The organism is Bradyrhizobium sp. USDA 241 (genome assembly GCF_049739505.1).
Taxonomy (GTDB): Bacteria; Pseudomonadota; Alphaproteobacteria; order Rhizobiales; family Xanthobacteraceae; genus Bradyrhizobium; species Bradyrhizobium liaoningense.
This window is the reverse complement of record NZ_JBMGPZ010000005.1, coordinates 3,790,847-3,814,918: the sequence shown is the minus strand read 5'-3', so window position 1 is coordinate 3,814,918 and position 24,072 is coordinate 3,790,847. Positions and strand designations below refer to the sequence as shown.

The 24,072-nt window shown below is 65.3% G+C and carries 20 protein-coding genes and 2 pseudogenes; 17 read left to right on the top strand and 5 right to left on the bottom strand.

What is annotated here, in order from left to right:
* The first annotated feature begins 17 nt into the window (after positions 1-17).
* Positions 18-761, top strand: a complete 744-nt coding sequence (locus ABIF91_RS40320; protein WP_028177641.1) for a carbonic anhydrase — start codon at positions 18-20, stop codon at positions 759-761.
* A 367-nt stretch (positions 762-1,128) separates the two neighbouring features.
* Positions 1,129-3,771, top strand: a complete 2,643-nt coding sequence (locus tag ABIF91_RS40315) for a caspase family protein (protein WP_028177640.1) — start codon at positions 1,129-1,131, stop codon at positions 3,769-3,771.
* 9 nt (positions 3,772-3,780) lie between these two features.
* Here ABIF91_RS40315 and ABIF91_RS40310 read toward each other — a convergent pair.
* Positions 3,781-4,541, bottom strand: a protein-coding gene (locus tag ABIF91_RS40310; protein WP_110115998.1) for an IS5 family transposase whose coding sequence is annotated in 2 segments (ribosomal slippage) — positions 3,781-4,202 and positions 4,202-4,541 — 762 coding nt in all. Because the reading frame shifts where the segments join, the coding sequence is not laid out codon by codon here.
* A 276-nt stretch (positions 4,542-4,817) separates the two neighbouring features.
* Here ABIF91_RS40310 and ABIF91_RS40305 point away from each other — a divergent pair.
* The 11 genes from ABIF91_RS40305 to fabZ all read left to right on the top strand — a co-directional run bounded on the left by ABIF91_RS40305 (position 4,818) and on the right by fabZ (position 16,677).
* Positions 4,818-5,813: a 30S ribosomal protein S2 gene (locus ABIF91_RS40305; RefSeq protein WP_028177639.1), complete on the top strand. Its 996-nt coding sequence runs from the start codon at positions 4,818-4,820 to the stop codon at positions 5,811-5,813.
* Positions 5,814-5,945: 132 nt separating this feature from the next.
* Entirely contained in the window at positions 5,946-6,869 is a 924-nt protein-coding gene (tsf, locus tag ABIF91_RS40300) for a translation elongation factor Ts (RefSeq protein WP_028177638.1), read from the top strand.
* A 60-nt stretch (positions 6,870-6,929) separates the two neighbouring features.
* The gene (pyrH, locus tag ABIF91_RS40295; RefSeq protein ID WP_028177637.1) at positions 6,930-7,646 is read left to right on the top strand and encodes a UMP kinase; all 717 of its coding nucleotides are present in this window, start codon (positions 6,930-6,932) and stop codon (positions 7,644-7,646) included.
* 67 nt (positions 7,647-7,713) lie between these two features.
* A complete protein-coding gene (frr, locus tag ABIF91_RS40290) occupies positions 7,714-8,277 on the top strand; it encodes a ribosome recycling factor (RefSeq protein WP_027575609.1) in 564 nt (187 codons plus the stop codon).
* Between the two features lie 10 nt (positions 8,278-8,287).
* Entirely contained in the window at positions 8,288-9,046 is a 759-nt protein-coding gene (locus ABIF91_RS40285; RefSeq protein WP_028177636.1) for an isoprenyl transferase, read from the top strand.
* A complete protein-coding gene (locus tag ABIF91_RS40280; protein WP_028177635.1) occupies positions 9,043-9,885 on the top strand; it encodes a phosphatidate cytidylyltransferase in 843 nt (280 codons plus the stop codon). Before ABIF91_RS40285 ends, ABIF91_RS40280 begins: the two co-directional genes overlap by 4 nt.
* 4 nt (positions 9,886-9,889) lie before the next feature.
* Positions 9,890-11,113, top strand: coding sequence for a 1-deoxy-D-xylulose-5-phosphate reductoisomerase (dxr, locus tag ABIF91_RS40275; protein ID WP_028177634.1), 1,224 nt, complete (start codon positions 9,890-9,892; stop codon positions 11,111-11,113).
* Between the two features lie 44 nt (positions 11,114-11,157).
* Positions 11,158-12,309 carry an RIP metalloprotease RseP gene (gene rseP / locus ABIF91_RS40270; protein ID WP_035670731.1) on the top strand — a complete coding sequence of 384 codons (1,152 nt, stop codon included), beginning with the start codon at positions 11,158-11,160 and terminating at the stop codon, positions 12,307-12,309.
* A 176-nt stretch (positions 12,310-12,485) separates the two neighbouring features.
* On the top strand, positions 12,486-15,026 hold the full coding sequence (gene bamA, locus ABIF91_RS40265) for an outer membrane protein assembly factor BamA (RefSeq protein ID WP_028177632.1): 2,541 nt from the start codon (positions 12,486-12,488) through the stop codon (positions 15,024-15,026).
* A gap of 125 nt (positions 15,027-15,151) precedes the next feature.
* Positions 15,152-16,219 (top strand): UDP-3-O-(3-hydroxymyristoyl)glucosamine N-acyltransferase, encoded by a 1,068-nt coding sequence (lpxD, locus tag ABIF91_RS40260; RefSeq protein WP_028177631.1) that lies wholly within the window; start codon positions 15,152-15,154, stop codon positions 16,217-16,219.
* Complete coding sequence (gene fabZ, locus ABIF91_RS40255; protein ID WP_024341283.1) at positions 16,216-16,677, top strand: 3-hydroxyacyl-ACP dehydratase FabZ; 462 nt, start codon at positions 16,216-16,218, stop codon at positions 16,675-16,677. Before lpxD ends, fabZ begins: the two co-directional genes overlap by 4 nt.
* A gap of 27 nt (positions 16,678-16,704) precedes the next feature.
* On the opposite strand, the gene ABIF91_RS40250 is transcribed toward fabZ, so the two are convergent.
* Complete coding sequence (locus ABIF91_RS40250; protein ID WP_028177630.1) at positions 16,705-17,028, bottom strand: KTSC domain-containing protein; 324 nt, start codon at positions 17,026-17,028, stop codon at positions 16,705-16,707.
* Between the two features lie 176 nt (positions 17,029-17,204).
* Between ABIF91_RS40250 and lpxA the strand changes: the two genes are divergently transcribed.
* Genes lpxA through lpxB form a run of 3 tightly spaced genes read left to right on the top strand, consistent with a single transcriptional unit; the run spans position 17,205 to position 20,048 of the window.
* A complete protein-coding gene (gene lpxA, locus ABIF91_RS40245; RefSeq protein WP_028177629.1) occupies positions 17,205-17,996 on the top strand; it encodes an acyl-ACP--UDP-N-acetylglucosamine O-acyltransferase in 792 nt (263 codons plus the stop codon).
* Between the two features lie 19 nt (positions 17,997-18,015).
* The gene (locus tag ABIF91_RS40240) at positions 18,016-18,873 is read left to right on the top strand and encodes an LpxI family protein (protein WP_035717449.1); all 858 of its coding nucleotides are present in this window, start codon (positions 18,016-18,018) and stop codon (positions 18,871-18,873) included.
* Positions 18,870-20,048 (top strand): lipid-A-disaccharide synthase, encoded by a 1,179-nt coding sequence (gene lpxB / locus ABIF91_RS40235; protein WP_085966179.1) that lies wholly within the window; start codon positions 18,870-18,872, stop codon positions 20,046-20,048. The genes ABIF91_RS40240 and lpxB overlap by 4 nt, the downstream gene beginning before the upstream one ends.
* A 97-nt stretch (positions 20,049-20,145) precedes the next feature.
* Here lpxB and ABIF91_RS40230 read toward each other — a convergent pair.
* Positions 20,146-20,286: pseudogene (locus ABIF91_RS40230) on the bottom strand (ATP-binding protein); the annotation flags it as partial.
* An 87-nt stretch (positions 20,287-20,373) separates the two neighbouring features.
* On the opposite strand from ABIF91_RS40230, the gene ABIF91_RS40225 reads away from it, so the two are divergent.
* Positions 20,374-21,503, top strand: a protein-coding gene (locus ABIF91_RS40225; protein ID WP_129557670.1) for an IS3-like element ISRj2 family transposase whose coding sequence is annotated in 2 segments (ribosomal slippage) — positions 20,374-20,626 and positions 20,626-21,503 — 1,131 coding nt in all. Because the reading frame shifts where the segments join, the coding sequence is not laid out codon by codon here.
* A gap of 148 nt (positions 21,504-21,651) precedes the next feature.
* Here ABIF91_RS40225 and istB read toward each other — a convergent pair.
* Together istB and istA are read right to left on the bottom strand one after the other, a co-directional pair.
* A pseudogene (gene istB / locus ABIF91_RS40220) lies at positions 21,652-22,281 on the bottom strand (IS21-like element IS1631 family helper ATPase IstB); the annotation flags it as partial.
* Between the two features lie 4 nt (positions 22,282-22,285).
* A complete protein-coding gene (istA, locus tag ABIF91_RS40215; protein ID WP_100214066.1) occupies positions 22,286-24,043 on the bottom strand; it encodes an IS21-like element IS1631 family transposase in 1,758 nt (585 codons plus the stop codon).
* Between the last annotated feature and the right edge of the window lie 29 nt (positions 24,044-24,072).

Below are 24,072 nucleotides of genomic sequence, written 5' to 3'. Positions count from 1 at the left end.
CTGGAAGGACAACAACCATGTGCGACAAATGCTCCGAAAATCTGCATCAACCTGTTGCTCCCTCCCGGCGCTCCATGATGCTGCTTGCCTCGTCGGCGCTTGCGGCGGCGGCGTTTGGCGGGGCCGCCTTCGCCAAGGAGAAGAAGGCGCCGCCGAAACCGCAGAACGTGCTGTCGCCCGATGCGGCGCTGAAGCGGCTGTTGGAAGGCAATGCGCGCTACGTCTCGGGCGTGTCGCGCCGCCACGACTTCAAGCATGAGCGCGAGGCACTGGTCGGCGGCCAGAATCCCTACGCGGCCGTGCTGAGCTGCGCCGATTCTCGCATCGCGCCCGAATATGCCTTCGACAGTGGACGCGGAGACCTGTTCGTGTGCCGCGTCGCCGGCAATTTCGCTGGCGACGAGACCGTTGCGAGCATGGAATACACCGTCGCGGTGCTCGGAACGCCCCTGATCCTGGTGCTCGGCCACGACAATTGCGGCGCGGTCGATGCGACCATCAAGTCGCTGAAGGACGACAAGCCGCTGCCGGGGCACATCCCCACGCTGGTCTCGGCGATCGCGCCGGCGGTGAAGACGGCGGCCCAGCAGAGCGGGAATGCGCTCGACAACGCCATTCGCCAGAATGTCCTCGACAACGTCGCCAAGCTGAAATCGGCCGCCCCGATCCTCAATGCGGCGGTCGAGCAGGGCAAGCTCAAGGTGGTCGGCGGTATCTATCGGCTGAGCACAGGAAGCGTCGAGTTGGTCGCCCAGGGCTGAGCCCACCCGAGCATCGAGCCTTTCGGTCGCGCCTCTTTCCTCCAGAGGCCGGCCGCAAGGTCGACAAGCAGCAATTACCCTCGCGATGACGTCGGCATACAAGATCCGGGGCCGGTCGATTTCTCGCCCGTTGATGAATCGGCTGCCCGGACGACCGCCGCCGAATTGAAATTGGCCGAGTGATCCGCGGGCGAGAGGACGCGTCGTGATATCGTCGCAGCGGGGCTGACGCCGGCGATGGGGCGGCCATGCCACCGCCTCAATCCAAGCTTTTCGTCGTTCATCAAGCCTTTCGTTCAACCGCCGTTCAGCCGGCTGCGCGCCTCATGCGTGCCGGACCTTGACAACAATAGCGGGCGAGCAAGCCATGCGTGGGACGCTCAGAGCTTTCATCTGCCTTCTGCTGCCGATCCTGGCCCTCGCCGCCGGCGTACCGGAACCGGCGCGCGCCCAGCAGCCGGAAAAGCGCCTCGCGCTCGTGGTCGGCAACGGCGCCTACGCCAAATCGCCGCTGGCGACGACGGCCAACGATGCCGGCCTGATCGCGCAGACGCTCCAGGCGGCGGGCTTCGACGTGGTCGGCGCGCGCGATCTCGACGGCGACACGCTGCGCAAGAGCTTGCGCGATTTCATCCAGAAGGCCCAGGCTTCGGGCCCGGGCACGGTCGCGATGATCTATCTCGCCGGCTACGGCGTGCAGCTTGCCGGCGAGAACTATTTCATCCCGGTCGATTCCAACATCACCCGCGACACCGACATACCGACCGAGGCCTTGCGCATCAGCGACTATGTGCGCCAGCTCGCATCCATTCCGCTCAAGGCCGGCATCGTCGTGCTCGACGCGGCGCGCGCACAGCCCTTCATCGAGGGCGGTCAGCCGATCGCGAGCGGCCTGGCGCTGGTCGAGCCCGAGGCGAACATGCTGATCGCCTTCAACGCCGCGCCCGGCACGGTGGCGCCGGAGGAGTCGGGGCCTTACGGCATCTATGCCCAGTCGCTCGCCGAGATGATCCGCACCGGCGGCCTGCCGCTGCCCGAGGTGTTCGACCGCGTGCGCTTGCGCGTCAACGAGGCCTCCAAGGGCGCGCAGGTGCCCTGGAACGAGCAGAAGATATCGGCGCAATTCTCGTTCTTCGAGCGTGGGCCCGACGCGCCGCCGCCGGAGACCACGCCCGACCAGGCTGCCGCGATCCGCAACAAGCCGATCCGCGATCTCGGCGTGCAGGATGCCTATGCCGCCGCGCTCGAGCGCGACACGCTGGCGGCCTATGAGGAGTTTCTCGCGGCCTATCCGAATGACCCGCTTGCAAAGCGCGTCCTGGCGATCGTGGCGGCGCGCCGGGAGGCGATCACCTGGCGGCGAACCTATCGCGCCGATACGCCGGACGCCTATTGGTCGTATCTGCGCCGCTATCCGCGCGGGCCGCATGCAGGCGATGCCCGGCGCAGGCTCGCGATCCTGACTGCGCCGCTCGAGCCGCCGCCGACTTTCACGATGCTGGACTACGACGTGCCGCCACCGCCGCCGGAGGAGGTCATCTATGTCGACCGCCCGGTGCTGTATTTCAGCGATCCCGATTTCGGCTTCGCGCCGCCACCGCCGCCGCCGGTCTATTATCTGCCGCCGCCGCCGCCGGATTTCGTCGTGCTGCCGCCGCCGCTGCCTGTGGTCGGCCTGTTCGTGCTGCCGCAGCCGGTGTTCGTGCCGATCCCGGTGTTCGTCAGGCCGCCGGTCTATGTCGCGTCGCCGCCGAACAACATCATCTTTCAGAACATCCACAACACCACGGTCATCAACACCGTGATCAACCGCCCGCCCGCGCCGCCGCCGGCCGCGGGGCCGGCGCCCGGTCCGGGCAATCTGGGCCCGGCGGTTGCCGGCCGCGGCACGCCGGCAGGCGCCGCCGTGCCCCAGGCAGTCATGCAGCGTGCCGCGCTGATCCAGCAGGGCAAAGCGCCGATGCCGCCGAGCGCGACGATCCAGCCGACGGTGAGACCGGGTATCGCGGCTCCAGCTCCAGCCAATGTCGCTCCTGCCACGACAGCCCAGCCGCCGGCTGCGGCCAGGCTGCCCCAGGCCAATACCTTGCCGGGAACTCCTGGCGGTCCACCGGCGGGGACGGCGCCCGGCGCCGTAACGCCAAGCGGCAGGCCCGGTCCGAGCGCGACGGCACCCGCCGGCAACGTTCCTGCTGCGACACCCCAAGCACCGGCGGCCACCAGGCTGCCGCAGGCCAACACGCTGCCGGTGCCCGGAACTCCGGGCGGACCGCCTCCGGCCGGGGCAGGGGGCGCGCCCGGCGCTGCTCCGCCTCATGGCAGACCCGCTGCCACCGCCACGACGCCAGCCGGCAACGTCCCGCCGGCACCACCGAACGCGGCAGCCGCTACAGCGCCCAACCACCCACCGGCTCCCGGAAGCTCGACGCCGCCGTCCGCTGGCCTGCCCAAGCCGCCGGGGCCGACAACGCCACCTGCGGCTGACCTGCGCGGCAGGCCGGCCGGGTCCCAATCGGGCGCTTTGCCGCCGCCGAGCGCGGCCCCCGGCAAGCCGGTCGTCCCGCCCACGGTCAAACCCGCGGCACCGCCACCGCCGCCAGTGGCGGCGCGGGGGCCGTCCGGAGTTCGGGATCACCGGCCCGCGCCGCCGCCGCAGGCCGCCAAGCCAGCCGCACCGCCACCGCATCCTCAAGCCTTGGCGAAGCCGACGCCGCCGCCTCCGCCGCGAGTCGCACCACCCCCGCCGCCGCGCGCGGCGCCTCCGCCCGCAGCCGTGGCCCGACCGGCGCCACCGCCGCCCGTTGCTCGACCGGCGCCGCCTCCGCCTGCGATGGCGCGTCCTGCACCGCCTCCACCTCCAATCGCACGGCCCGCGCCGCCGCCACCTCCGGTCGCGCGTCCTGCACCGCCTCCCATGGCGGCCGCGCCGCCGCGTGCGGCGCCGCATCCGCCGGCACGGCCAGCCGGCCCGCCACCAAAGGCCTGTCCGCCCGGCCAGCCCAAGTGCTAGGGTCCAGACTCAATTGAGCCAATATGCGACGAGAGCGGCGAGATGAACAGCGGCCAAAAAATTACGGGCGAGCTTGTCATATCGCGTGGCGATGCGCCGGAAGTCCTTGAGCCTGCAAAAGCAGCGTTCGATGACATTTCGTCCTTTGTAGGCGCGTTTGTTGAAGCGATGGATGACGACACGGTTAGATTTATTGGGGATTACGGGCTTGGCGCCACGACGAATGATTTCGCCGCGAAGCTTGTCGCCATCATACCCTTTGTCGGCGAGGAGCACGCTCATGGGTGGCGCGAGCGCCAGGACATCGGGAGCCGCAGCGATATCGGCATCCTGGCCTGGAGTCAGATGCAGGACGACCGGCCGGCAGAGCGGATCGCTCAGCGCATGGATTTTTGTCGTGCGGCCTCCGCGCGAGCGGCCGATTGCTTGATTGTGCTCCCCCCTTTTCCGCCGGAGGCACACCGGTGAGCTTTAATCGAGGTCGAGTCGAGCGACAGTACGACGCCGTCTTCGCCAGGCTTGGCCAGCGCTTCGAAGATTGCGCACCATCGTCCTCGCTTGGCCCAGCGATTGAAGCGATTGTAGATCGTCGTGTAAGGGCCGTATTCACGTGGACAATCACGCCATCGTGCACCCGATTGCAGCATGTGAATGATGCCGCTGACGATGCGTCGGTCGTCGTCCCGATCCGGCCCCGTCAGTCCCCTCGGCAGATGCGGTTCGATACGCGCCCATTGCCTGTCGTTCAGCCAAAACAAACCAGCGCGCATTCTCTCGCCCCCGAATCAACACGTAGGCAAGAGAATCACGTGGCGCTATTTAGGTACAGACCCTAGGAGGCTGAAGGGCAGGGACGTCGGAAGTGACAGGGAGCTTGCGGGCGTCCCGGATGGCCCCTTATTTCCTTGCTTCTGGCCGAAATGGCGCTATATAGCGCGCCATCTCACACGGAAACATGGCTCACAAGGCCGTCCGGTGGCAACCGGGGCGAGAACGCTCCGTTTTGCTCACACGTTTCCGGAGGAACCAACCGGAGAATTAGAACGATGGCGCTACCCGATTTCACCATGCGTCAGCTGCTCGAAGCTGGCGTGCACTTTGGTCACCAGTCTCACCGCTGGAATCCGAAAATGGCTCCGTTCATTTTCGGCACCCGCAACAACATCCACATCGTCGACCTCGCCCAGACCGTGCCGATGCTGCACCAGGCCCTCCAGGCCGTCAGCGACACGGTTGCCAAGGGCGGCCGCATCCTGTTCGTCGGCACCAAGCGCCAGGCGCAGGACGGTGTTGCGGACGCGGCCAAGCGCTGCGCGCAGTACTTCGTCAATTCGCGCTGGCTCGGCGGCACGCTGACCAACTGGAAGACGATCTCGGCCTCGATCAAGCGCCTGCGTCACCTCGACGACGTGCTCTCGGGCGGCGAAGCCAATTCCTATACGAAGAAGGAGCGCCTGACGCTTCAGCGCGAGCGCGACAAGCTCGACCGTTCGCTCGGCGGCATCAAGGACATGGGCGGTCTGCCCGACCTGATCTTCGTGATCGACACCAACAAGGAAGACATCGCGATCCAGGAGGCCCAGCGCCTCAACATCCCGGTCGCCGCGATCGTCGACACCAATTCGGACCCGAAGGGCATCACCTACGTGGTGCCGGGCAACGACGACGCCGGCCGCGCCATTTCGCTGTACTGCGATCTCATCGCGCGTGCGGCGATCGACGGCATCTCGCGCGCCCAGGGCGATTCGGGCATCGACGTCGGCGCTTCGGCTCAGCCGGTCGCCGAGGAGCTGCCGACGCCTTCGTCGAGCGGTTTCCAGGGCCTTGCGGGTCCCCGCGGCACCGCCGACGACCTCAAGAAGCTCCCGGGCGTGTCGGGTGCGATCGAGAAGAAGTTCAACGACCTCGGCATCTTCCACTATTGGCAGCTCGCCGAGCTCGATCACGACACCGCGCACACGATCGGCGAAGAGGTCGGTCTGCCGAGCCGCGCGGACGCCTGGGTGGCCAAGGCCAAGGCGCTGACCGCAGAAGCGGAATAGTCAAAAAGAGCGATGGGTTGGCCGGATAGGATCCGGCCACCATTTCAGTTGACGCAAATTGCTGAGATGGAGCGCGGCGGGGCGCTATGATGCCACGCTGCGGCAAACCGGCAGGCACAAGGGATTTCAACGATGGCAACGATCACAGCGGCGATGGTCAAGGATCTGCGCGAGTCGACCGGCGCAGGCATGATGGACTGCAAGGCCGCGCTGACCGAGAACGACGGCAACATGGAAGCGGCGCAGGACTGGCTTCGCAAGAAGGGGCTGTCCAAGGCTGCCAAGAAGTCGGGCCGGGTCGCGGCCGAGGGCCTGATCGGCGCGCTCACCAAGGGCACCAAGGGCGTCGTGGTCGAGGTCAATTCCGAGACCGACTTCGTCGCGCGCAACGGCCAGTTCCAGGGCCTCGTCAAGATGATCGCCCAGGTCGCCTTCGACGCCGGCGCCGACGTCGAGAAGATCAAGGCCGCCAAGGTCGGCGACGTCACGATCGAAACCGCGATCAATGACGCGATCGCCACCATCGGCGAGAACATGACGCTGCGCCGCGCCGCCCAGCTCGAAGTGAGCCAGGGTGTGGTGTCGCACTATGTCCACGGGGCCGTCATCGACGGTGCCGGCAAGATGGGCGTGATCGTGGCGCTGGAATCGCCGGGCAAGGCCGACGAGCTTGCCGCGCTCGGCCGCCAGATCGCGATGCATGTCGCCGCCGCCAACCCGCTGGCGCTCGATCCGTCCGGCCTCGATCCGGCGGTGGTCAAGCGCGAGAAGGACGTGCTCGCCGACAAATATCGCCAGCAGGGCAAGCCCGAGAACGTGATCGAGAAGATCGTCGAGTCCGGCCTCAAGACCTACTACAAGGAAGTCTGCCTGCTCGAGCAGGCCTTCATCCACGACACCGGCAAGTCGGTGGCGCAGGCGGTGAAGGAGGCCGAGGGCAAGGTCGGCGGCGCTGTGAAGATCGCGGGCTTTGTGCGCTATGCTCTCGGCGAGGGAATCGAGAAGCAGGAAAGCGATTTCGCGGCCGAGGTCGCCGCGGCCAGCGGCAAGAAGTAAGCGCCGGAACGTTCCTTCCGGCGTGCCGCCGGAAGCGGCGCCCGGACAAGGAAGGTGCTCATGACTGATCCGGTCTACCGTCGCGTCGTGATCAAGCTGTCCGGCGAATATCTCGCGGGACAGCAAGGCTTTGGCATCGATCAGCCGACCGTCGACCGGGTCGTGGACGATCTGATCGCGGCCCGCCATCTCGGCACCGAGGTTGCGGTCGTGATCGGCGGCGGCAACATGGTCCGCGGCGTCGAGGTCTCGTCCCGCGGGGTGTCGCGCACAACCGGCGACACCATGGGCATGCTCGCCACCATGATGAACTGCCTCGCGCTGGAAGCGGCGATCGAGCGCAAGGGAACGCCGGCGCGGACGCTGTCGGCCTTCGTCATGCCGGAGATTTCCGAGCTGTTTACCCGTACTGTGGCACACAAATACCTGGCCGAGGGCCGGATCGTGCTGCTTGGCGGCGGGACGGGCAATCCGTACTTCACCACCGACACGACCGCGGTGCTGCGTGCCGCCGAGATCGGGGCGCAGGCGGTCCTGAAGGCAACCAATGTCGACGGCGTCTACTCGGCGGACCCGAAGACGGATCCGACTGCCACGCGGTTCGACCGTCTGACGCATTCGCAGGCGATCGAGGGCGGCTACAAGGTGATGGATGCGACCGCCTTCGCGCTTGCCCGCGAGACATCGCTGCCTATCATCGTATTCTCGATCGCGGAGCCGGGGTCGATCGGCGCGATTCTGCGTGGCGTCGGCCACGGAACCATCGTCGCCGGCTGACGGCTCGTCTTGCGTGCCCCGAGGGAAGGGCGCGGAGCGGTCGCCGGGATTTTGAAGGAGAAACGTGATGGCCACGGGTAATTTCGACCTCAACGAAGTGAAGCGCCGCATGCAGGGCGCCGTCCAGTCCCTCAAGCACGAACTCGGCGGCCTGCGCACCGGCCGCGCCTCCGCCTCGATGCTCGATCCGGTTCAGGTCGAGGCCTATGGCAGCCACATGCCGCTGAACCAGCTTGCCACCGTCAGCGTGCCGGAGCCGCGGCTGATCTCGGTGCAGGTCTGGGACAAGTCGATGGTCAAGGCGGTGGAGAAGGCGATCGTCGATTCCAATCTCGGCCTGTCGCCCGCGACCGAGGGCCAGGTGCTGCGCCTGCGCATTCCCGAGCTCAACGAGGAGCGGCGCAAGGAGCTGGTGAAGGTCGCGCACAAATACGCCGAAGCCGCCAAGGTCGCCGCGCGCCATGTCCGTCGCGACGGCCTCGACGTGCTCAAGAAGCTCGAGAAGAATCACGAGATGTCGGAGGACGATCAGAAGCGTCACGCCGACGAGGTGCAGAAGGCGACCGACGGTACCATCGCCGAGATCGACCAGTTGCTGGCCGCCAAGGAAAAAGAAATCCTCACCGTCTAGGGCCGCTTCCATGTCCAACGCCGCCGCGCCAGCAACGGAAGGGCCCGACCGGTCCGAGGCGCCTGCGCATGTCGCCATCATCATGGATGGCAACGGCCGTTGGGCGGCCGCGCGCGGACTGCCGCGTGCGGAAGGGCATCGCCGCGGTGTGGACGCGCTGCGCCGCGTGGTGCGCGCCTCGCACGAGCTCGGCATTCGCTATCTCACCATCTTCTCGTTCTCGTCGGAGAACTGGTCGCGCCCGGCGAGCGAGATCGGCGACCTGTTCGGCCTGCTGCGGCGCTTCATCCGCAACGATCTGGCGAGCCTGCATCGCGACGGCGTCAAGGTTCGCATCATCGGCGAGCGCGAGGGGCTCGAGAGCGACATCTGCGGGCTCCTCAACGAGGCCGAGGAGCTGACACGCGACAACACGCGCCTGACGCTCGTCGTCGCCTTCAATTACGGATCGCGGCAGGAGATCGCGAAAGCGGCGCAGAAGCTCGCCCGCGAGGTTGCGGAGGGAAAGCGGGATCCAGCCACGATCGACGCCGAGACGCTCGGAGCGCATCTCGACGCGCCCGACATTCCCGATCCCGATCTCATCATCCGCACCAGCGGGGAGCAGCGCCTGTCCAACTTCCTGATGTGGCAGGCCGCCTATAGCGAGCTCGTGTTCGTGCCGATCCACTGGCCCGACTTCGACAAGGCGGCGCTGGAAAGCGCGATTGCCGAATTTGCCAGGCGCGAACGCCGTTTCGGCGGCCTGGTCGCGAAAACCGCCTCGTGAGCGAACCGGACGCCGCACCGGCGGGCGCTCAGCCTGCCCCGAGCAATCTCGTGCTGCGAGTCCTCGCAGGGCTGGTGCTGGCGCCGCTCGCGATTGCGCTCGCCTATGCCGGCGGCTGGCTCTGGGCCCTTCTCGTCACCCTGGTCTCGATCGGACTGTTCGCCGAATGGCTGATGGTGGTGGGCGCGAGCTCGGTCGCGCTGACGGGCGCGGGGACGATCGTCATTGCAATCGTGGGATTTTGCACGGCCTTCGGCGCCCTCAAGACGGCCGTTATCAGCGGCTTCATCGGCGGCGCGATCGTGACGCTGATTGCGCGGAGGAAGTTCTTCTGGGCGGCGACCGGGTTTGCCTATGCGTCGGCGGCGCTGCTGGCGTCGATCCTTTTGCGGCAGGATCTCGTCAACGGTTTCGCCGCGCTGATGTTCGTGCTGCTCGTGGTGTGGGCGACCGACATCGGCGGCTATTTTGCCGGCCGCAGCATCGGCGGGCCGAAGCTGTGGCCGCGCGTGAGCCCGAAAAAGACCTGGTCCGGAGCGCTCGGCGGCTTTGCCGCGAGCCTTGCGGTTGCGGCCGGCTTTGCCGCCTGCGGGATCGGAAAGGTGGTTCCACTGCTGCTCGTCAGCGCCGTTCTGTCGGTGGTATCGCAACTCGGCGATCTCCTCGAATCCGCAGTGAAACGGCGCTTCGGAGTCAAGGATTCCAGTCACTTAATTCCCGGCCATGGCGGGCTTATGGACCGCCTGGACGGTTTCGTCGCTGCCGTCCTGGCGGCATGGATTATCGGCTTTCTCCGCCATGGTGTGCATAGCGCCGGAAGCGGTCTTATGGTTTGGTGAGGATATGAGCGCGGTCCCATTGCGTAACAACAGGCTTGCGGCGTCCGACGTCCGCAGCGTCACGGTTCTCGGCGCCACCGGCTCGATCGGCGACAGCACGATGGACCTGCTGCGCGCCTCGCCCGAGCGCTATCGTGTCGAGGCGTTGACGGCGAACGGCAATGTCGCGGCGCTGGCCAAGCTCGCCAGGGAATTCTCTGCGCGCTATGTCGCGATCGCCGACACCTCCAAGCTCTCCGAGCTCAAGGCCGCGCTGGCGGGCACCAGCACCGAATGCGGCGCCGGCGAAAGCGCGGTGATCGAGGCCGGCGCACGTCCGGCCGACTGGGTGATGGCGGCCGTGAGCGGCGCAGCGGGACTGAAGCCGGCGCTGGCGGCGGTCGATCGCGGTGCCCATGTCGCGCTCGCCAACAAGGAGTGTCTGGTCTGCGCCGGCGATTTCTTCATGCAGCGCGCGGCAAAGGCGGGCGCCTGCATCCTGCCGGCCGATTCCGAGCACAATGCGCTGTTCCAGGCGCTGAGCTCAGGCAATCGCGACGAGCTCGTCCGCGTCATCATCACGGCCTCGGGAGGTCCGTTCCGGACCTGGAAGCCCGCCGACATCGAGCAAGCCACGCTCGAGCAGGCGCTGAAGCATCCGAACTGGAGCATGGGCCAGAAGATCACGATCGATTCCGCCTCGATGATGAACAAGGGGCTCGAAGTGATCGAGGCGTCCTATCTGTTCGCGCTCGCGCCCGACGAGATCGACGTCCTCGTTCATCCGCAGTCGATCATTCACGGCATGGTCGAGTTCTCCGACTGCTCCGTCGTGGCCCAGCTCGGCGCGCCCGACATGCGGACGCCGATCGCGCATTGTCTCGGCTGGCCCGATCGCATCAAGGGACCGGCGGCCAGGCTGGACCTCGCCAAGATCGGTCAGCTGACCTTCGAAGCGCCGGACTTCGAGCGCTTCCCCGGGCTTTGGCTGGCCTACGATTCGCTCCGGACCGGGAAGGGGGCGACCACCGTCTACAACGCCGCCAACGAGGTCGCGGTCGCCGCCTTCATCGCCGGCAAGATCCGGTTCGGCGCGATCGCCCGCCTGGTCGAGGCGACCCTTGACGATTGGGTCAAAGGTGGGAACCAGGCGCCCCTGACGTCCGCCGACGATGCAATTTCCGTTGACCATGTTGCGCGAAATAGGGCTGCCGCCCTATTGCCTCAAATTGCCTTAAAGGCATCCTAGCTGGTTCGGTGCCAGGGCCTTGCGGCGCTGGGTGAGGGAAATCGATGATCGACTTTTTCGTCCATAGTTTCAATACGTTGAGCCATGGGCTCCTCGGTTACGCAGTCCCCTTCCTGTTCGTCCTGACCATCGTCGTGTTCTTCCACGAGCTTGGCCATTTCCTGGTCGCGCGCTGGGCGGGTGTTCGCGTGCTGACCTTCTCGCTCGGTTTCGGACCTGAGCTGGTCGGTTTCAACGACCGCCATGGCACCCGCTGGAAGATCTCGGCAATCCCGCTCGGGGGCTACGTCAAGTTCTTCGGCGACGAGAGCGAGGCCTCGACACCTTCGTCACAGACGCTCGCGGCGATGACGGCCGAGGAGCGCGCCGGCAGCTTCCACCACAAGAAGGTCGGCCCGCGCGCAGCCATCGTCGCGGCCGGACCGATCGCGAATTTCATTTTGGGCGCGCTGATCTTCGCCGGCATGGCCCTCTACTATGGCAAGCCGAGCACGATCGCGCGTGTCGACGGCGTCGTCGCCGATGGTGCGGCGGCTGCGGCCGGCTTCAAGGTCGGGGACGTCGTCATCCAGATCGACGGCAAGCCGATCGAGAGCTTTGCCGACATGCAGCGAATCGTTGCGATGAACGCAGGTTCGGCGCTTGCGTTCCAGGTGAAGCGGGACGGCGCCATCGTCTCCCTGACCGCGACCCCGGCGCTGCTGGAGCGCAAGGATCCCTTCGGCAACAGTCATCGTCTCGGCGTGCTCGGTATCGAGCACAAGTCGCAGGCCGGGGAGGCCTCGACCACGCCGGTCGGCGTCGGTGAGGCGCTCAAGATCGGGGTCGAGCAGGTCTGGTTCATCATCACCAGCACCTTCAAGTTCCTGGGCTCGCTGTTCGTCGGGCAGGGCAATCCGAACGAGGTCAGCGGCGTCCTGGGAATCGCGAAGATGTCGGGGCAGGCGGCCAGCGCCGGGTTCCAGTTCGTCATCAATCTCTGCGCGGTGCTGTCGGTCTCGATCGGCCTGCTGAACCTGTTCCCGATCCCGCTGCTCGATGGTGGCCACCTGATGTTCTATGCGGCCGAGGTGGTCCGTGGCCGGCCCTTGTCCGAGCGGACCCAGGAGATGGGGTTCCGAATCGGACTGGGCTTGGTGCTGATGTTGATGGTGTTTGCGACCTACAACGACATCCTGCGGATGGCCGCTTCCTGATCGAGGCTTTTTTGTGGCGTTGCTGTTCAGCAACGTCCTGGAATGAAATTGAAATCACGGCGCTTTCGGCCGTTTGCGCCGTCGGTGAAATTGGCTACAAGCGGCCTGAACTTGGGGAATCTCCAGACCGGCGTTGGGGTTGGGTCTGGCAGGGAATGATAAGGGCGCGTTGCGCGATGAAGTTTGGACTGCGACTCCGGGGGGGCTTGCTCGCAACCCTGATCATGTTCGGCGCGCCGGTGATTGCCCCGGTTGGGGCTGTTTTCGTGTCTTCGTCTGCATTCGCTCAGACCATCCAGTCGATTTCCGTCGAGGGAAATCGCCGGGTCGAGGTGGAGACGATCCGCTCCTATTTCAAGCCGGGTCCAGGCGGCCGCCTGGATCAGGCTGCCATCGACGACGGCCTCAAGGCGCTGATCGAGACCGGCCTGTTCCAGGACGTCAGAATCAACCGCGGTGCCGGCGGCCAGATCATCGTCTCCGTGGTAGAAAATCCGGTGATCGGGCGCCTCGCCTTCGAGGGCAACAAGAAGATCAAGGACGAGCAGCTCTCCGCCGAAGTCCAGTCCAAGGCGCGCGGCACCTTCTCCCGCGCCATGGTGCAGTCCGACACGCTGCGAATCGCCGAAATCTATCGCCGGTCCGGCCGCTACGACGTGCGCGTCACGCCCGAGGTCATCGAGCAGCCGAACAACCGCGTCGACCTGATCTTCACGATCGAGGAGGGCGCCAAGACCGGCGTCAAGTCGATCGAGTTCGTCGGCAACAACGCGTTCTCGTCCTACCGCCTCAGGGACGTCATCAAGACGCGCGAATCGAACCTGCTGAGCTTTCTCGCCAGCGGCGACATCTATGACCCCGACCGCGTCGAGGCCGACCGCGACCTGATCCGCCGATTCTACCTCAAGAACGGCTTCGCCGACGTCCAGGTCGTGGCCGCGCTCACCGAATACGATCCGGAGAAGAAGGGCTTCAACGTCACCTTCAAGATCGAGGAAGGCGCGCAGTACCGCGTCGCCGCGGTCAACTTCCGCTCGAGCATTCCGAACTTCGATCCGACCTCGATGCGCGGCTATTCCCGCGTCAATGTCGGCTCGCTCTACAACGTCGAATCGGTCGAGAAGTCGGTCGAGGAGATGCAGATCGAGGCCTCGCGCCGCGGCTATGCCTTCGCCGTGGTCCGGCCCGGCGGCGACCGCAACTTCGAGGCGCACACGGTGTCCGTCGTTTTCAACATCGACGAGGGCCCGCGCACCTATATCGAGCGCATCAACCTGCGCGGTAACACCCGCACGCGCGACTACGTGATCCGCCGCGAGTTCGACATCTCGGAAGGCGATGCCTACAACCGCGCGCTGGTCGACCGTGCCGAGCGGCGCCTGAAGAACCTCGACTATTTCAAGAGCGTGAAGATCACGACCGAGCCGGGCTCGTCGAGCGACCGCGTCATCCTGATCGTCGACATGGAAGAGAAATCGACCGGCGACTTCTCGATCTCGGGCGGTTACTCCACCACCGACGGCGCGCTGGCCGAAGTGTCGGTCTCCGAACGCAATCTGCTCGGCCGCGGCCTGTTCGCCAAGGCGTCGGTGACCTATGGCCAGTACGCCCGCGGCTACTCGCTGTCGTTCGTCGAGCCGTATCTGCTCGACTACCGCGTCGCGCTCGGCCTCGACCTCTATCAGCGCCAGCAGCTGGCCAACAGCTACATCTCCTACGGCACCAAGACGCTCGGCTTCTCGCCGCGCCTCGGCTTCTCCCTGCGTGAAGATCTGGCGCTCCAGCTGCGCTACTCGATCTACCAGCAGGAAATCACGCTGCCGAGCTACCTGGCGAACTGTAACAACGTGCAGTTCCTGCCCGATGGCAGTGCGAATCCGTTGTTCAATCCGAGCCCGGCCTTTGCCAATGCCAACGGCATCAGCCTTGCGTCGACGAACGGCCTGGGCTGCTACAACGATGGCGAAGCCTCGCTGCCGGTGCGCAAGGAGCTTGCCAACGGCAAGACCCTGACCTCGGCGCTCGGCTATACGCTCACCTACAACACGCTGGACAACAACAAGAACCCCACCGACGGTCTGCTGGTCGACTTCCGGCAAGATTTCGCGGGCGTCGGCGGCGACGTCTCCTATCTGAAGTCGGTGGTCGATGCGAAGTATTACACCCCGCTGGTGTCCGACATCGTCGGTCTTGTGCGCCTGCAGGGCGGTATGCTGAACAAGATCGGCAGCGACCTGCGCATGCTCGACCACTTCCAGATGGGCCCGAACCTCGTCCGTGGCTTCGCCCCGAACGGCATCGGTCCGCGCGACCTGAATCCGTTCGGTACCCAGGACGCGCTCGGCGGCACCAAGTACTGGGGCGCTTCGCTCGAACTGCAGATGCCGTTCTGGTTCCTGCCCAAGGAAGTCGGCCTGAAGGGTGCGGTCTATGCCGATGCCGGCGGCCTCTTTGATTACCAAGGGCCAACGAGCTGGACCACGACCAACGAGGTCAATGCGCCCGGCTGTATCCCGTCGACCATCAATCCGTCATCAGCGGGCACCTGTACCGGTCTCGTGTTTGACGACAGCAAGGTGGTACGCACGTCGGTCGGTGTCGGCCTGATCTGGCAGTCGCCATTCGGCCCGCTGCGCTTCGACTACGCCGTGCCGCTCACCAAGGGCAAATACGACCGCACGCAGGAGTTCCGGTTCGGCGGCGGCACCACGTTCTAGTTCGATCAGCACGGCACGATCCGGATCACTGGAGCCGGTTTCCGAAAGGGATCGTGCCAATCCAAGACATGAGGCATGATGCGGCCAGACCGCTTCATGCCGAAGCCGGACCGCGACGGGGTGGAATGGCGCAGCCGATCTTCTTCACAGAGCCGCCTGCCACAGCGCTGGCCGATATCGCCACGCTGACCAAGGCGCAGCTGGTCGACCCCGAAAGGGGCGGCCATGTCATTACGGGCCTGGCGTCGCTCGACGAAGCCGGCCCGATGCATCTGGCATTCTTCGACAACCTCAAATATTCCGATCAGCTCAGGGCAACCAGGGCGGGTGCCTGTCTGGTCAGCCCGCGTTTCGAGGCGGAGGTGCCCGCACATGTGGCCGTGCTGCGGGTGGCGCAGCCGTTCCGCGCCTTCGTCAGGATCGCGCGGGAATGGCACGGCGACGCGCTGAGGCCGCAGTCCTGGGTCGGCAATGGCGGTATCGCGCCCTCGGCGATCATCGATCCCTCGGCCCGGCTCGAGGACGGAGTAATCGTCGATCCCCTGGCCGTGATCGGCCCGGACGCCGAGATCGGCAGCGGCACCGTGATCGGCGTCGGAGCGGTGATCGGCCCCGGCGTCAAGATCGGCCGGGACTGCAATGTCGGCGCCCGCACGGCGATCCAGTGCGCCCTGATCGGCAACAACGTGTTGATCCATCCCGGCTGCTCGATTGGCCAGGACGGCTACGGCTTCATCTTCTTCGGCCCCGAGGGCCATCTGAAGGTGCCGCAGACCGGACGGGTGCTGATCCAGAACGACGTCGAGGTCGGCGCCAACACCACGATCGACCGCGGGTCCTTGCGGGACACCGTGATCGGCGAGGGGACCAAAATCGACAACCAGGTCCAGATCGGCCACAATGTGACGATCGGCCGGCACTGCCTGCTGGCGGCACAGATCGGCCTCGCCGGCAGCCTGACCATCGGCGACAACGTGGCGCTCGGAGCGAAGGTTGGCATCAACAATCACCTCAAGATCGGCGACGGGGCTCAGGTCACCGCCATGAGCGCGGTCAAGGACGACATTCCGCCGGGCGGCCGCTGGGGCGGACATTTCGCCAAGCCGACCAAGCAGTGGTTCAAGGAGATCATCGCGGTGGAGCGCCTGGTACGCGACAGCAAGGCCGATCCGAAGGACGAGGGACGGGAATGACGGCGGAATCACCTGTTAAGTTCGAGCTGGTGGATATCAATGCGATCCTCCAGACCCTGCCGCACCGTTTTCCAATGCTGCTCATCGACCGCGTGATCAACATTCGCGCCGATTACAGCGGCATCGGCATCAAGAACGTCACCTTCAACGAGCCGGCGTTCCAGGGGCATTTCCCCGAGCGCCCGGTCTATCCCGGCGTCATGATGATCGAGGCGATGGCGCAAACCGCGGGCGTGATCGGCATCAAGTCGGTCGAAGGCACCGAGAAGCCGCGGGCGGTGTATTTCCTCACCATCGACAAGTGCAAGTTCCGCAAGCCGGTGCTGCCCGGCGACACCATCGAATATCACATGCGCTCGCTCGGGCGCCGCAAGGCCATGTGGTGGTTTCACGGCGACGCCAAGGTCAACGGGCAGGTCGTCGCGGAGGCTGACGTCGGCGCCATGCTGACGGACTGAGCGGCCAAGCGCTCCCACACAGGGGCCTCACGCGGAGCAGTCGTAGCGGCTGCCGGCCGTCTCGCGCCTGATATTCTGGTTGAAGAACTGGCCCATGGATGGCGCGCCCAGGAGGCGTTCGACCGTGTCGGCCGTCACGCCGCAATAGCGGTCATAGGCGCCGTCAGCTGCGACGACGAGATCCTGCCGCGCGCGATCGTAACAGACCCGCTGAAGCACCGTGCTCCTGGTGATGTCGCGGCACTCGAACGTGCCGAGATCGATGAGCTGGCGTTCACCGGTCTCGACCGTCTCGGACACGATCGGTGTACCGGCGAGCTGCGCAAGCAGAAGGACCAGGGCCCTGACCACGATAGCTGAAGCTCCGTATGAACATGTTGATGGGCCGGCAGGACCACTTCATCCGGCACTTGAAATACGCCGAGATGATACGTCACTGGACAGATCGGGCATAGTCGCGCTAACCACCGGAAAACCAAGCGACTTCAACATATAACCAGACCTTCTTGACGAGTAAGATTGGCTTGATGAGCAAGATTGATCCCACCGCACGGATCGCGGACGGCGCCGTGATCGGCGAGGGCACCGAGATCGGACCCTATTGCATCATCGGCCCGAACGTCGTGATCGGCGCGAATTGCAAGTTGATCGGACAGGCCACAATCATCGGCCATACCTCGATCGGGGACGGCTGCGTGATTTCGCCGTTCGCGGTGCTTGGCGGTGCGCCCCAGGATCTCAGCTATAAGGGCGAGCCGACCCGGCTTGAGATCGGCTCGGGCTGCACCATCCGGGAAGGTGCGACGATGAATGTCGGCACCATCAAGGGCGGCGGACTGACGCGCGTCGGCAGCGGCGGCTACTTCATGAACAACAGCCATGTCGGCCATGACTGCATGGTCGGCGACAATGTGATCTTCGCGACGTCGGCAACACTCGGCGGGCATTGCGAGATCGGCGATGCCGTTTACATCGGCGGCCTGTCTGCGGTGCACCAGTTCACCCGCATCGGCTCCTATGTCATGGTCGGTGGTGTCTGCGGTGTGCGCGACGACGTCATCCCGTATGGGCTCGTCAACGGCCAGTACGCGGTGCTGGAGAGCCTCAACCTGATCGGCATGAAGCGTCGCAAGTTCACCAGGCAGCGGCTCGCGACCGTGCGCGCGTTCTACCAGAAGCTCTTCCACGGGCCCGGCACGTTCGCAGAGCGTCTGGAGGCTGCGCGTCCTCTCGCCGGCGAAGACCCCGCGATCGCCGAAATCCTCGACTTCATCGGCAAGGGCAAGCGCCCGCTCTGTCTTCCCGCCATCGCGAAGTGAGTTCGGGATGGCCGCGGACATGACATCGGCGGCTTCGCAGGTTTCGTCACCGGTCGGCATCGTCGCCGGTGGCGGCGCCATGCCGTTCGCGGTCGCCGAGTCGCTCGCCGCGCACGGCATTACGCCGGTGCTGTTTCCGCTGCGCGGGGCCTGCGACCCCGTGCGGGTGGAGAAATTTCGCCATCGCTGGATCTCGGTCGGCCAGCTCGGCCGCGCGATGCGGCTGTTTCGCGAGGAGGGCTGCCGCGACCTGATCTTCATCGGCACGCTGGTGCGGCCCTCGCTGTCGGAGATCCGTTTCGACGTCAAGACGCTGCGCCTGCTCGGCAACGTCATCCGCGCCTTTCGCGGCGGCGACGATCATCTGTTGTCCGGTGTCGGCCGCATGCTCGAGCAGGACGGCTTTCGCATGGTCGGCATCAAGGACGTCGCACCGGATCTCCTGATGCCCGAGGGCTGCATCAGTCGCGCCTGGCCCAGCGACGCCAGCAAGGCCGACATCGAGCGAGGCCGCGCGGTGCTGACCGCGCTCGGTCCGTTCGACATCGGCCAGGCCGCGGTGGTGATCGACGGCCATGTCGTGGCGGTCGAGGACATCGAGGGCACCGACGCGCTGCTCGCCCGCGTCGCGCGGCTGCGTGAGGAGGGCCGCATCCGTGCCGCCACGGGCCGCGGTGTGCTGGTGAAGGCGCCGAAGAGCGGCCAGGATCTGCGCTTCGACCTGCCGACGATCGGCCCGCGGACGATCGAGGGCGTCGCGGCCGCCGGCCTTGGGGGCATCGCCGTCATCGCCGGCAACACCATTGCCGCGGAGCCGCAAGCGATGATCGCGCTTGCCGACGCAAAATATCTCTTCATCATCGGCCTGCCCGCGTGATGCAGGGGCGCGATCCCATGCGCAAGATCTTCCTGATTGCCACGGAGGAATCCGGCGATCGGCTCGGCAGCGCCTTGATGAAGGTGCTGCGCCAGCGCCTCGGTGACGGCGTGCAGTTCGTCGGCGTCGGCGGCCGAACCATGGCGCGCGAGGGGCTCGAATCGCTGTTTCCGATCGAGGAGCTGTCGATCGTCGGCTTTGCCGCCGTGGTGCAGCAACTGCCGAAGATCCTGCGGCTGATCCGCGAGACCGCTGACGCGGTGGCCGAGGCCGCGCCCGACGCCCTCGTCATCATCGACAGCCCCGACTTCACCCATCGCGTCGCGCGGCGCGTGCGTTCGCGCAGTCCCGGAATCCCGATCGTCGATTACGTCTCGCCGCAGCTCTGGGCGTGGCGGCCAGGACGCGCACGAACCATGCTCGGTTATGTCGACCATGTGCTCGGCCTGTTGCCGTTCGAGCCGGAGGAATACCGCAAGCTCGGCGGGCCGCCCTGCAGCTATGTCGGCCATCCCCTGATCGAGCAATTGTCCTCGCTGCGGCCGAACGCAGAGGAGCAGACGCGCCGCGACGGCGCGCCGCCGGTGCTGCTGGTGCTGCCCGGCAGCCGCCGCAGCGAGATCCGGCATCACCTCGACGTGTTCGGCGCGGCGCTCGGCCGGTTGCAGGCGGAGGGGCGCACGTTCGAGCTGATGCTGCCGACCATGCCGCATCTCGAAGCCACCATCCGCGGGGGCATCGCGAACTGGCCGGTCAAGCCGCAGATCGTGATCGGCGAGAGCGAGAAACGTGCCGCTTTCCGCATGGCCCACGCCGCGCTGGCCAAGTCCGGCACGGTGACGCTCGAGCTTGCGCTGTCGGGCATTCCGATGGTGACGGCCTATCGCGTCGGCGCGATCGAAGCCTTCATCCTGCGCCGCGCGATCCGCGTCTCCTCGGTGATCCTTGCCAATCTCGTGATCGGCAAGGATGTCATTCCCGAGTATCTGCAGGAGGACTGCACGCCGGAGAAGCTGGCGCCGGCGCTCGCCGAGCTGCTGACGGATTCGCCGCTCCGCCGGCAGCAGGTCGAGGCTTTCGCCCAGCTCGATCAGATCATGTCGACCGGCAACAAGTCGCCGAGCGTGCTCGCCGCCGATATCGTGCTGGCGACAATGCGCAAGGGCAGGCCGTAAGCGACGCCCTTGTAGGGTGGGCCCCCGCGGGTCACTTCAAATTCCTCCGGGTGTGGTCAGTCAAATTCCTCCACCCGCGAGGCAGGACAAGGGACTGTTAGTTTGAGTTTGTTTCCCGGGCAAGAGCTTCAGCGGCTTCTTTGAGCCGATAGCTGCGTCCGTCGAACTCAAGCAGATGGCAATGATGCATAAGGCGATCGAGGATCGTCGTGCTCATAGTGTTGTCCCCAAGGTATGAGAGCTGGCCCCGCAAATTCGGACAGTAGCTTGAGTGGATTTTCTGCCTGACAGCGGCGAGGATTCTTGCTGCGAATCAGGAGCGAAGATGACGAAGAAGAGCCGCCGGACGCATTCTCCGGCATTCAAGGCGAAGGTTGCTTTGGCTGCGGTCAAAGGCGACAAGACACTGGCGGAGCTGGCGCAACTGTTTGATGTTCATCCGAACCAGATCACGATCTGGAAAAACCAGCTCCTGGAAGGCGCCGCCGGCGTGTTTGGGCATGACAAGACATCGGCCGAGACGCCGGTCGATTTGAAGGCGTTACATGCCAAGATCGGCGAGCTGGCGTTGGAAAACGATTTTTTGTCCGGCGCGCTCACCAAGGCGGGCCTGCTGAGCGCAAAGCGATGATCGACCGCGATCATGATCTTTCTATCGTGCGCCAGGCGAAGGTCCTGAAGCTGGCTCGCAGCACGGTCTACTATGAACCTCGGCCAGTTTCGGCCGAGGACCTTGCCTTGATGCGTCGGCTCGATGAGCTGCATCTCGATTATCCCTTCGCGGGAGCGCGTATGCTGCGATCGTTGCTGCGGCGGGAGGGCGTATACGCCGGTCGCCGCCACATCGCGACGCTGATGAAGCGCATGGGGATCGAGGCGGTCTATCGTCGCCCGAACACGAGCAAGCCGGCTCCGGGTCACAAGATCTACCCGTACCTGTTGCGCGGATTGAAGATCGAGCGGCCCGACCATGCGTGGGCAATGGACATCACCTACATTCCGATGCGGCGTGGCTTCGTCTATCTCGCGGCGGTCGTCGATGTGTTCAGCCGACGGGTCCTGGCCCATCGCGTCTCGATCACAATGGAGGCGGCCTTCTGCGTCGAAGCGGTCCAGGAGGCGTTGGCGAAGCACGGCAGGCCCGAGATTTTCAACACGGATCAGGGCAGCCAGTTCACCAGCCTCGAGTTCACCGATGTGCTGCTGGACGCGAAGATCGCCATCAGCATGGACGGCAAGGGCGCCTGGCGCGACAACGTGTTTGTCGAGCGGCTCTGGCGCACGGTCAAATACGAAGAAGTATATCTCCGCGCCTACGACAGCGTGTCCGAGGCGCGAGCGTCAATTGCCAAGTATCTGGCCTTCTACAATCAGGGACGCCCTCACTCGAGCCTTGACGGGCGCACGCCCGACGAGGCTTACTTCGGCACGCAAGCTATGGTGATGGCCGCATGACCGTCGCCGACGGTTTTGTCGTCGCTCTGGTCGGGCTACGCCCTCCCGACGCAACGACAAAACCGTAAAGCCCCGCGTTCAGCATAACCCGGCAGGAATCCACTTAAATCCAGCGGGGCGCTGTCCAAACAACCGGGGCCAGCTCTTATGCCCCCCAATCCTGCACGACGCGATTGGAGGTGACGATGACGCTGCGGCGCAGTTTGTAACGCTGATGGATCAGGGTCTGCAGCAAAGTGCCGGCGTCGTCGGGGATGGCGCGTGCGAGGAATAGATCGTCCAGCACGAGGAGATCGCAGTCGATGATGGTTCGCAGCCGGACCTCGCGTTGTGCCGGAGAGTTCAGGGCGTAGCGGTGGAAGAAGTCGTCGGTCTCAAGATACTGGACCTTGTGGCTTTGCAGGATCGCCTGATAGGCAATCGCCTTGGCGATGTGCGACTTCCCGGTGCCAGGTTTGCCAACAAGCAGAGCGTTCTCGCCAGCGGCAATGAACGCCAGGGTGTGGAGCTGGAAGCAGGTCTGACGTGGCAGTTTGGGATTGAAGGACCAGTCGAACTCGGCGAGCGTCAGCTTTTCGTCGAGCCCGGATTGCTGGTATCGCCGCTCGATAAGACGGGACTGACGACGGTCCAGTTCATCCTGCAGGATAAGGGAGAAGGTCTCGAGGAAGGGCTGGTTGGCGCCCTGCGCCTGGAGCACGCGCGTCTGCAGCGTGTCGCGGACACCCGACAGGCGCAGCTGTCGTAGGCAACGCTCAATTTCCGGCATGGTCATCATGTGGCTAGGTCTCCAGTTTAAGGTGAGAAGGTGCAGCGGGAGCGCTCGTGGCGCCGGAGTTGGCCGGGGTTGCGCAGGCGACACGAGCGCGGATTGCCGTGGCGTGATCGTCGTGAGCCTCGGCCTGCCGACCATTGTCGTCGGCGTCGCGCCGCACAGCGCGGCTGAAGAGGTCGCCGTATTCCGCGGGGGTACGGATCAGCGGATGATCCTGAGTGAGCGGCGATGCCGGCTGTGGCGTCACTCCAACCTGCTCGATCGCCTGTTCGAACAACCGCTCGACGGTCGCACGCACGTGCTTGTAGCGGTAGATGCGGTTGTCGATGGCGTGCGCGCAGGCCTGCTCGACCAGCCGCGCCGGATACTTCCGGCCCAGCCCGACAATGCCCCACATCGCGCGCTGTCCGGGGCGCCCTTCGGTGTCGAACACCTGCTGGCACAAGGCCCTGGTCTGCGGTCCGATGCGCTCGGCGCTCGCCAGCAGCACGGCGGTTTGCCGCGACGGGTTGAACGGCCGTTCGCTGGTCGGCAGGACGACAGAACCGGGGTGCGCCATCCGGGAATGAACACGCAGCAGCGCACGGGTGTGGCGATCACGGATCTCGATCGTGGTGGTGTAGATGCGCACGACGACCTGGCTGCCGATCGGCGCGGGCCGCGCGGCGTAATAGCTGTTGTCGACGCGTACGGTGGTGTCGTCGCAGACAGTCCGGACGACTTCGGTGAAGATGCGGAAGGGAGCGACAGGCAGCGGCCGCAGGTGCGGCTTCTCTTCCTGGAACATCGCCTCGACCTGACGGCGCGTGCTGCCGTGGATGCGTTTGGAAGCCCAGTTCTCCTCCCAGTGCCTCAAGAACTCGTTTTGCGCCTCCAGCGTCTCGAAGCGCCGTCCGGCCAGCGCAGTGCCCTGGGTATGTTGAATCGCATTCTCGACGCATCCTTTCCGATTTGGATCGGCCACGCGCGCGGGATCGGCGACCACGGCGTAATGAGCCAGCATCGCGCTGTAAATCGGGTTGAGCTGGGGCTCGTACAAATCCGGCTTGAGGACGCCTTCCTTCAGGTTGTCGAGCACGACATAGCTGGGGACCCCGCCAAAATACCGGAACGCCTCTTCGTGGAGCTGCGCCCAGACTTGTTGGCTGGACTTCCAGACTACCCGCCGGAAGCTGCGCCGCGAGTAGCGTAGCGTCATCACGAACAGGCGGGGACGACGGTACCGCCCGCTCTTCGGATCAACCGTCGGCGCGCCCTCGCCATAGTCGACCTGAGCTTCCTCGCCGGGGAGGAACTCAAGACGATCAAACTGCTCAGGATCAGCGTGCCGCAACCGGCGCACAAACCGCTTGACACTCTGGTAGCTGGACGGAAAGCCAAATTGATCAACCAGGTCCTGGTAAATCGCCTGCGCGTTCCGCTTCAGCCGGACCTGTTCTTCGATCCACGTCCGATGCGCTTCGCAAGCCGAACGGGCCAGGCTGCTGGTGACCGTCGCTTCCGATGTCCCAAAAGCCGGTGGTCGGGGTGGAGGAATTTGGCCGTCCGCGCTCACCGAGCCGGTGGTCACTTCCCCGGGGGAATTTGCCTCCGCACCGGCCCGCAGCGCCTGATAACGCCGGATCGTCTTGCGATCGACACCCGTCAGCCGGTGAATCTCGCGCTGGCTGGTGTTGCGATCAAGTAATGTAAGTACGGTGCTTTGCAGATGTCGCTTCAAGACGTTCAACTCCCCGGCCCCTTGCTGGCTAAAGGGGTCGAACATAAACGTCCTGCCTGACCGGCTACTGCTGT

What these genes read in the sequence shown, in the direction of transcription:
- ABIF91_RS40320 (WP_028177641.1), top strand. Translation starts at nt 18, where the DNA reads ATGTGCGACAAATGCTCCGAAAATCTGCATCAACCTGTTGCTCCCTCC.
- ABIF91_RS40315 (WP_028177640.1), top strand. Translation starts at nt 1,129, where the DNA reads ATGCGTGGGACGCTCAGAGCTTTCATCTGCCTTCTGCTGCCGATCCTG.
- ABIF91_RS40305 (WP_028177639.1), top strand. Translation starts at nt 4,818, where the DNA reads ATGGCGCTACCCGATTTCACCATGCGTCAGCTGCTCGAAGCTGGCGTG.
- tsf (WP_028177638.1), top strand. Translation starts at nt 5,946, where the DNA reads ATGGCAACGATCACAGCGGCGATGGTCAAGGATCTGCGCGAGTCGACC.
- pyrH (WP_028177637.1), top strand. Translation starts at nt 6,930, where the DNA reads ATGACTGATCCGGTCTACCGTCGCGTCGTGATCAAGCTGTCCGGCGAA.
- frr (WP_027575609.1), top strand. Translation starts at nt 7,714, where the DNA reads ATGGCCACGGGTAATTTCGACCTCAACGAAGTGAAGCGCCGCATGCAG.
- ABIF91_RS40285 (WP_028177636.1), top strand. Translation starts at nt 8,288, where the DNA reads ATGTCCAACGCCGCCGCGCCAGCAACGGAAGGGCCCGACCGGTCCGAG.
- dxr (WP_028177634.1), top strand. Translation starts at nt 9,890, where the DNA reads ATGAGCGCGGTCCCATTGCGTAACAACAGGCTTGCGGCGTCCGACGTC.
- rseP (WP_035670731.1), top strand. Translation starts at nt 11,158, where the DNA reads ATGATCGACTTTTTCGTCCATAGTTTCAATACGTTGAGCCATGGGCTC.
- bamA (WP_028177632.1), top strand. Translation starts at nt 12,486, where the DNA reads ATGAAGTTTGGACTGCGACTCCGGGGGGGCTTGCTCGCAACCCTGATC.
- lpxD (WP_028177631.1), top strand. Translation starts at nt 15,152, where the DNA reads ATGGCGCAGCCGATCTTCTTCACAGAGCCGCCTGCCACAGCGCTGGCC.
- fabZ (WP_024341283.1), top strand. Translation starts at nt 16,216, where the DNA reads ATGACGGCGGAATCACCTGTTAAGTTCGAGCTGGTGGATATCAATGCG.
- lpxA (WP_028177629.1), top strand. Translation starts at nt 17,205, where the DNA reads ATGAGCAAGATTGATCCCACCGCACGGATCGCGGACGGCGCCGTGATC.
- ABIF91_RS40240 (WP_035717449.1), top strand. Translation starts at nt 18,016, where the DNA reads ATGACATCGGCGGCTTCGCAGGTTTCGTCACCGGTCGGCATCGTCGCC.
- istA (WP_100214066.1), bottom strand. Translation starts at nt 24,043, where the DNA reads ATGTTCGACCCCTTTAGCCAGCAAGGGGCCGGGGAGTTGAACGTCTTG.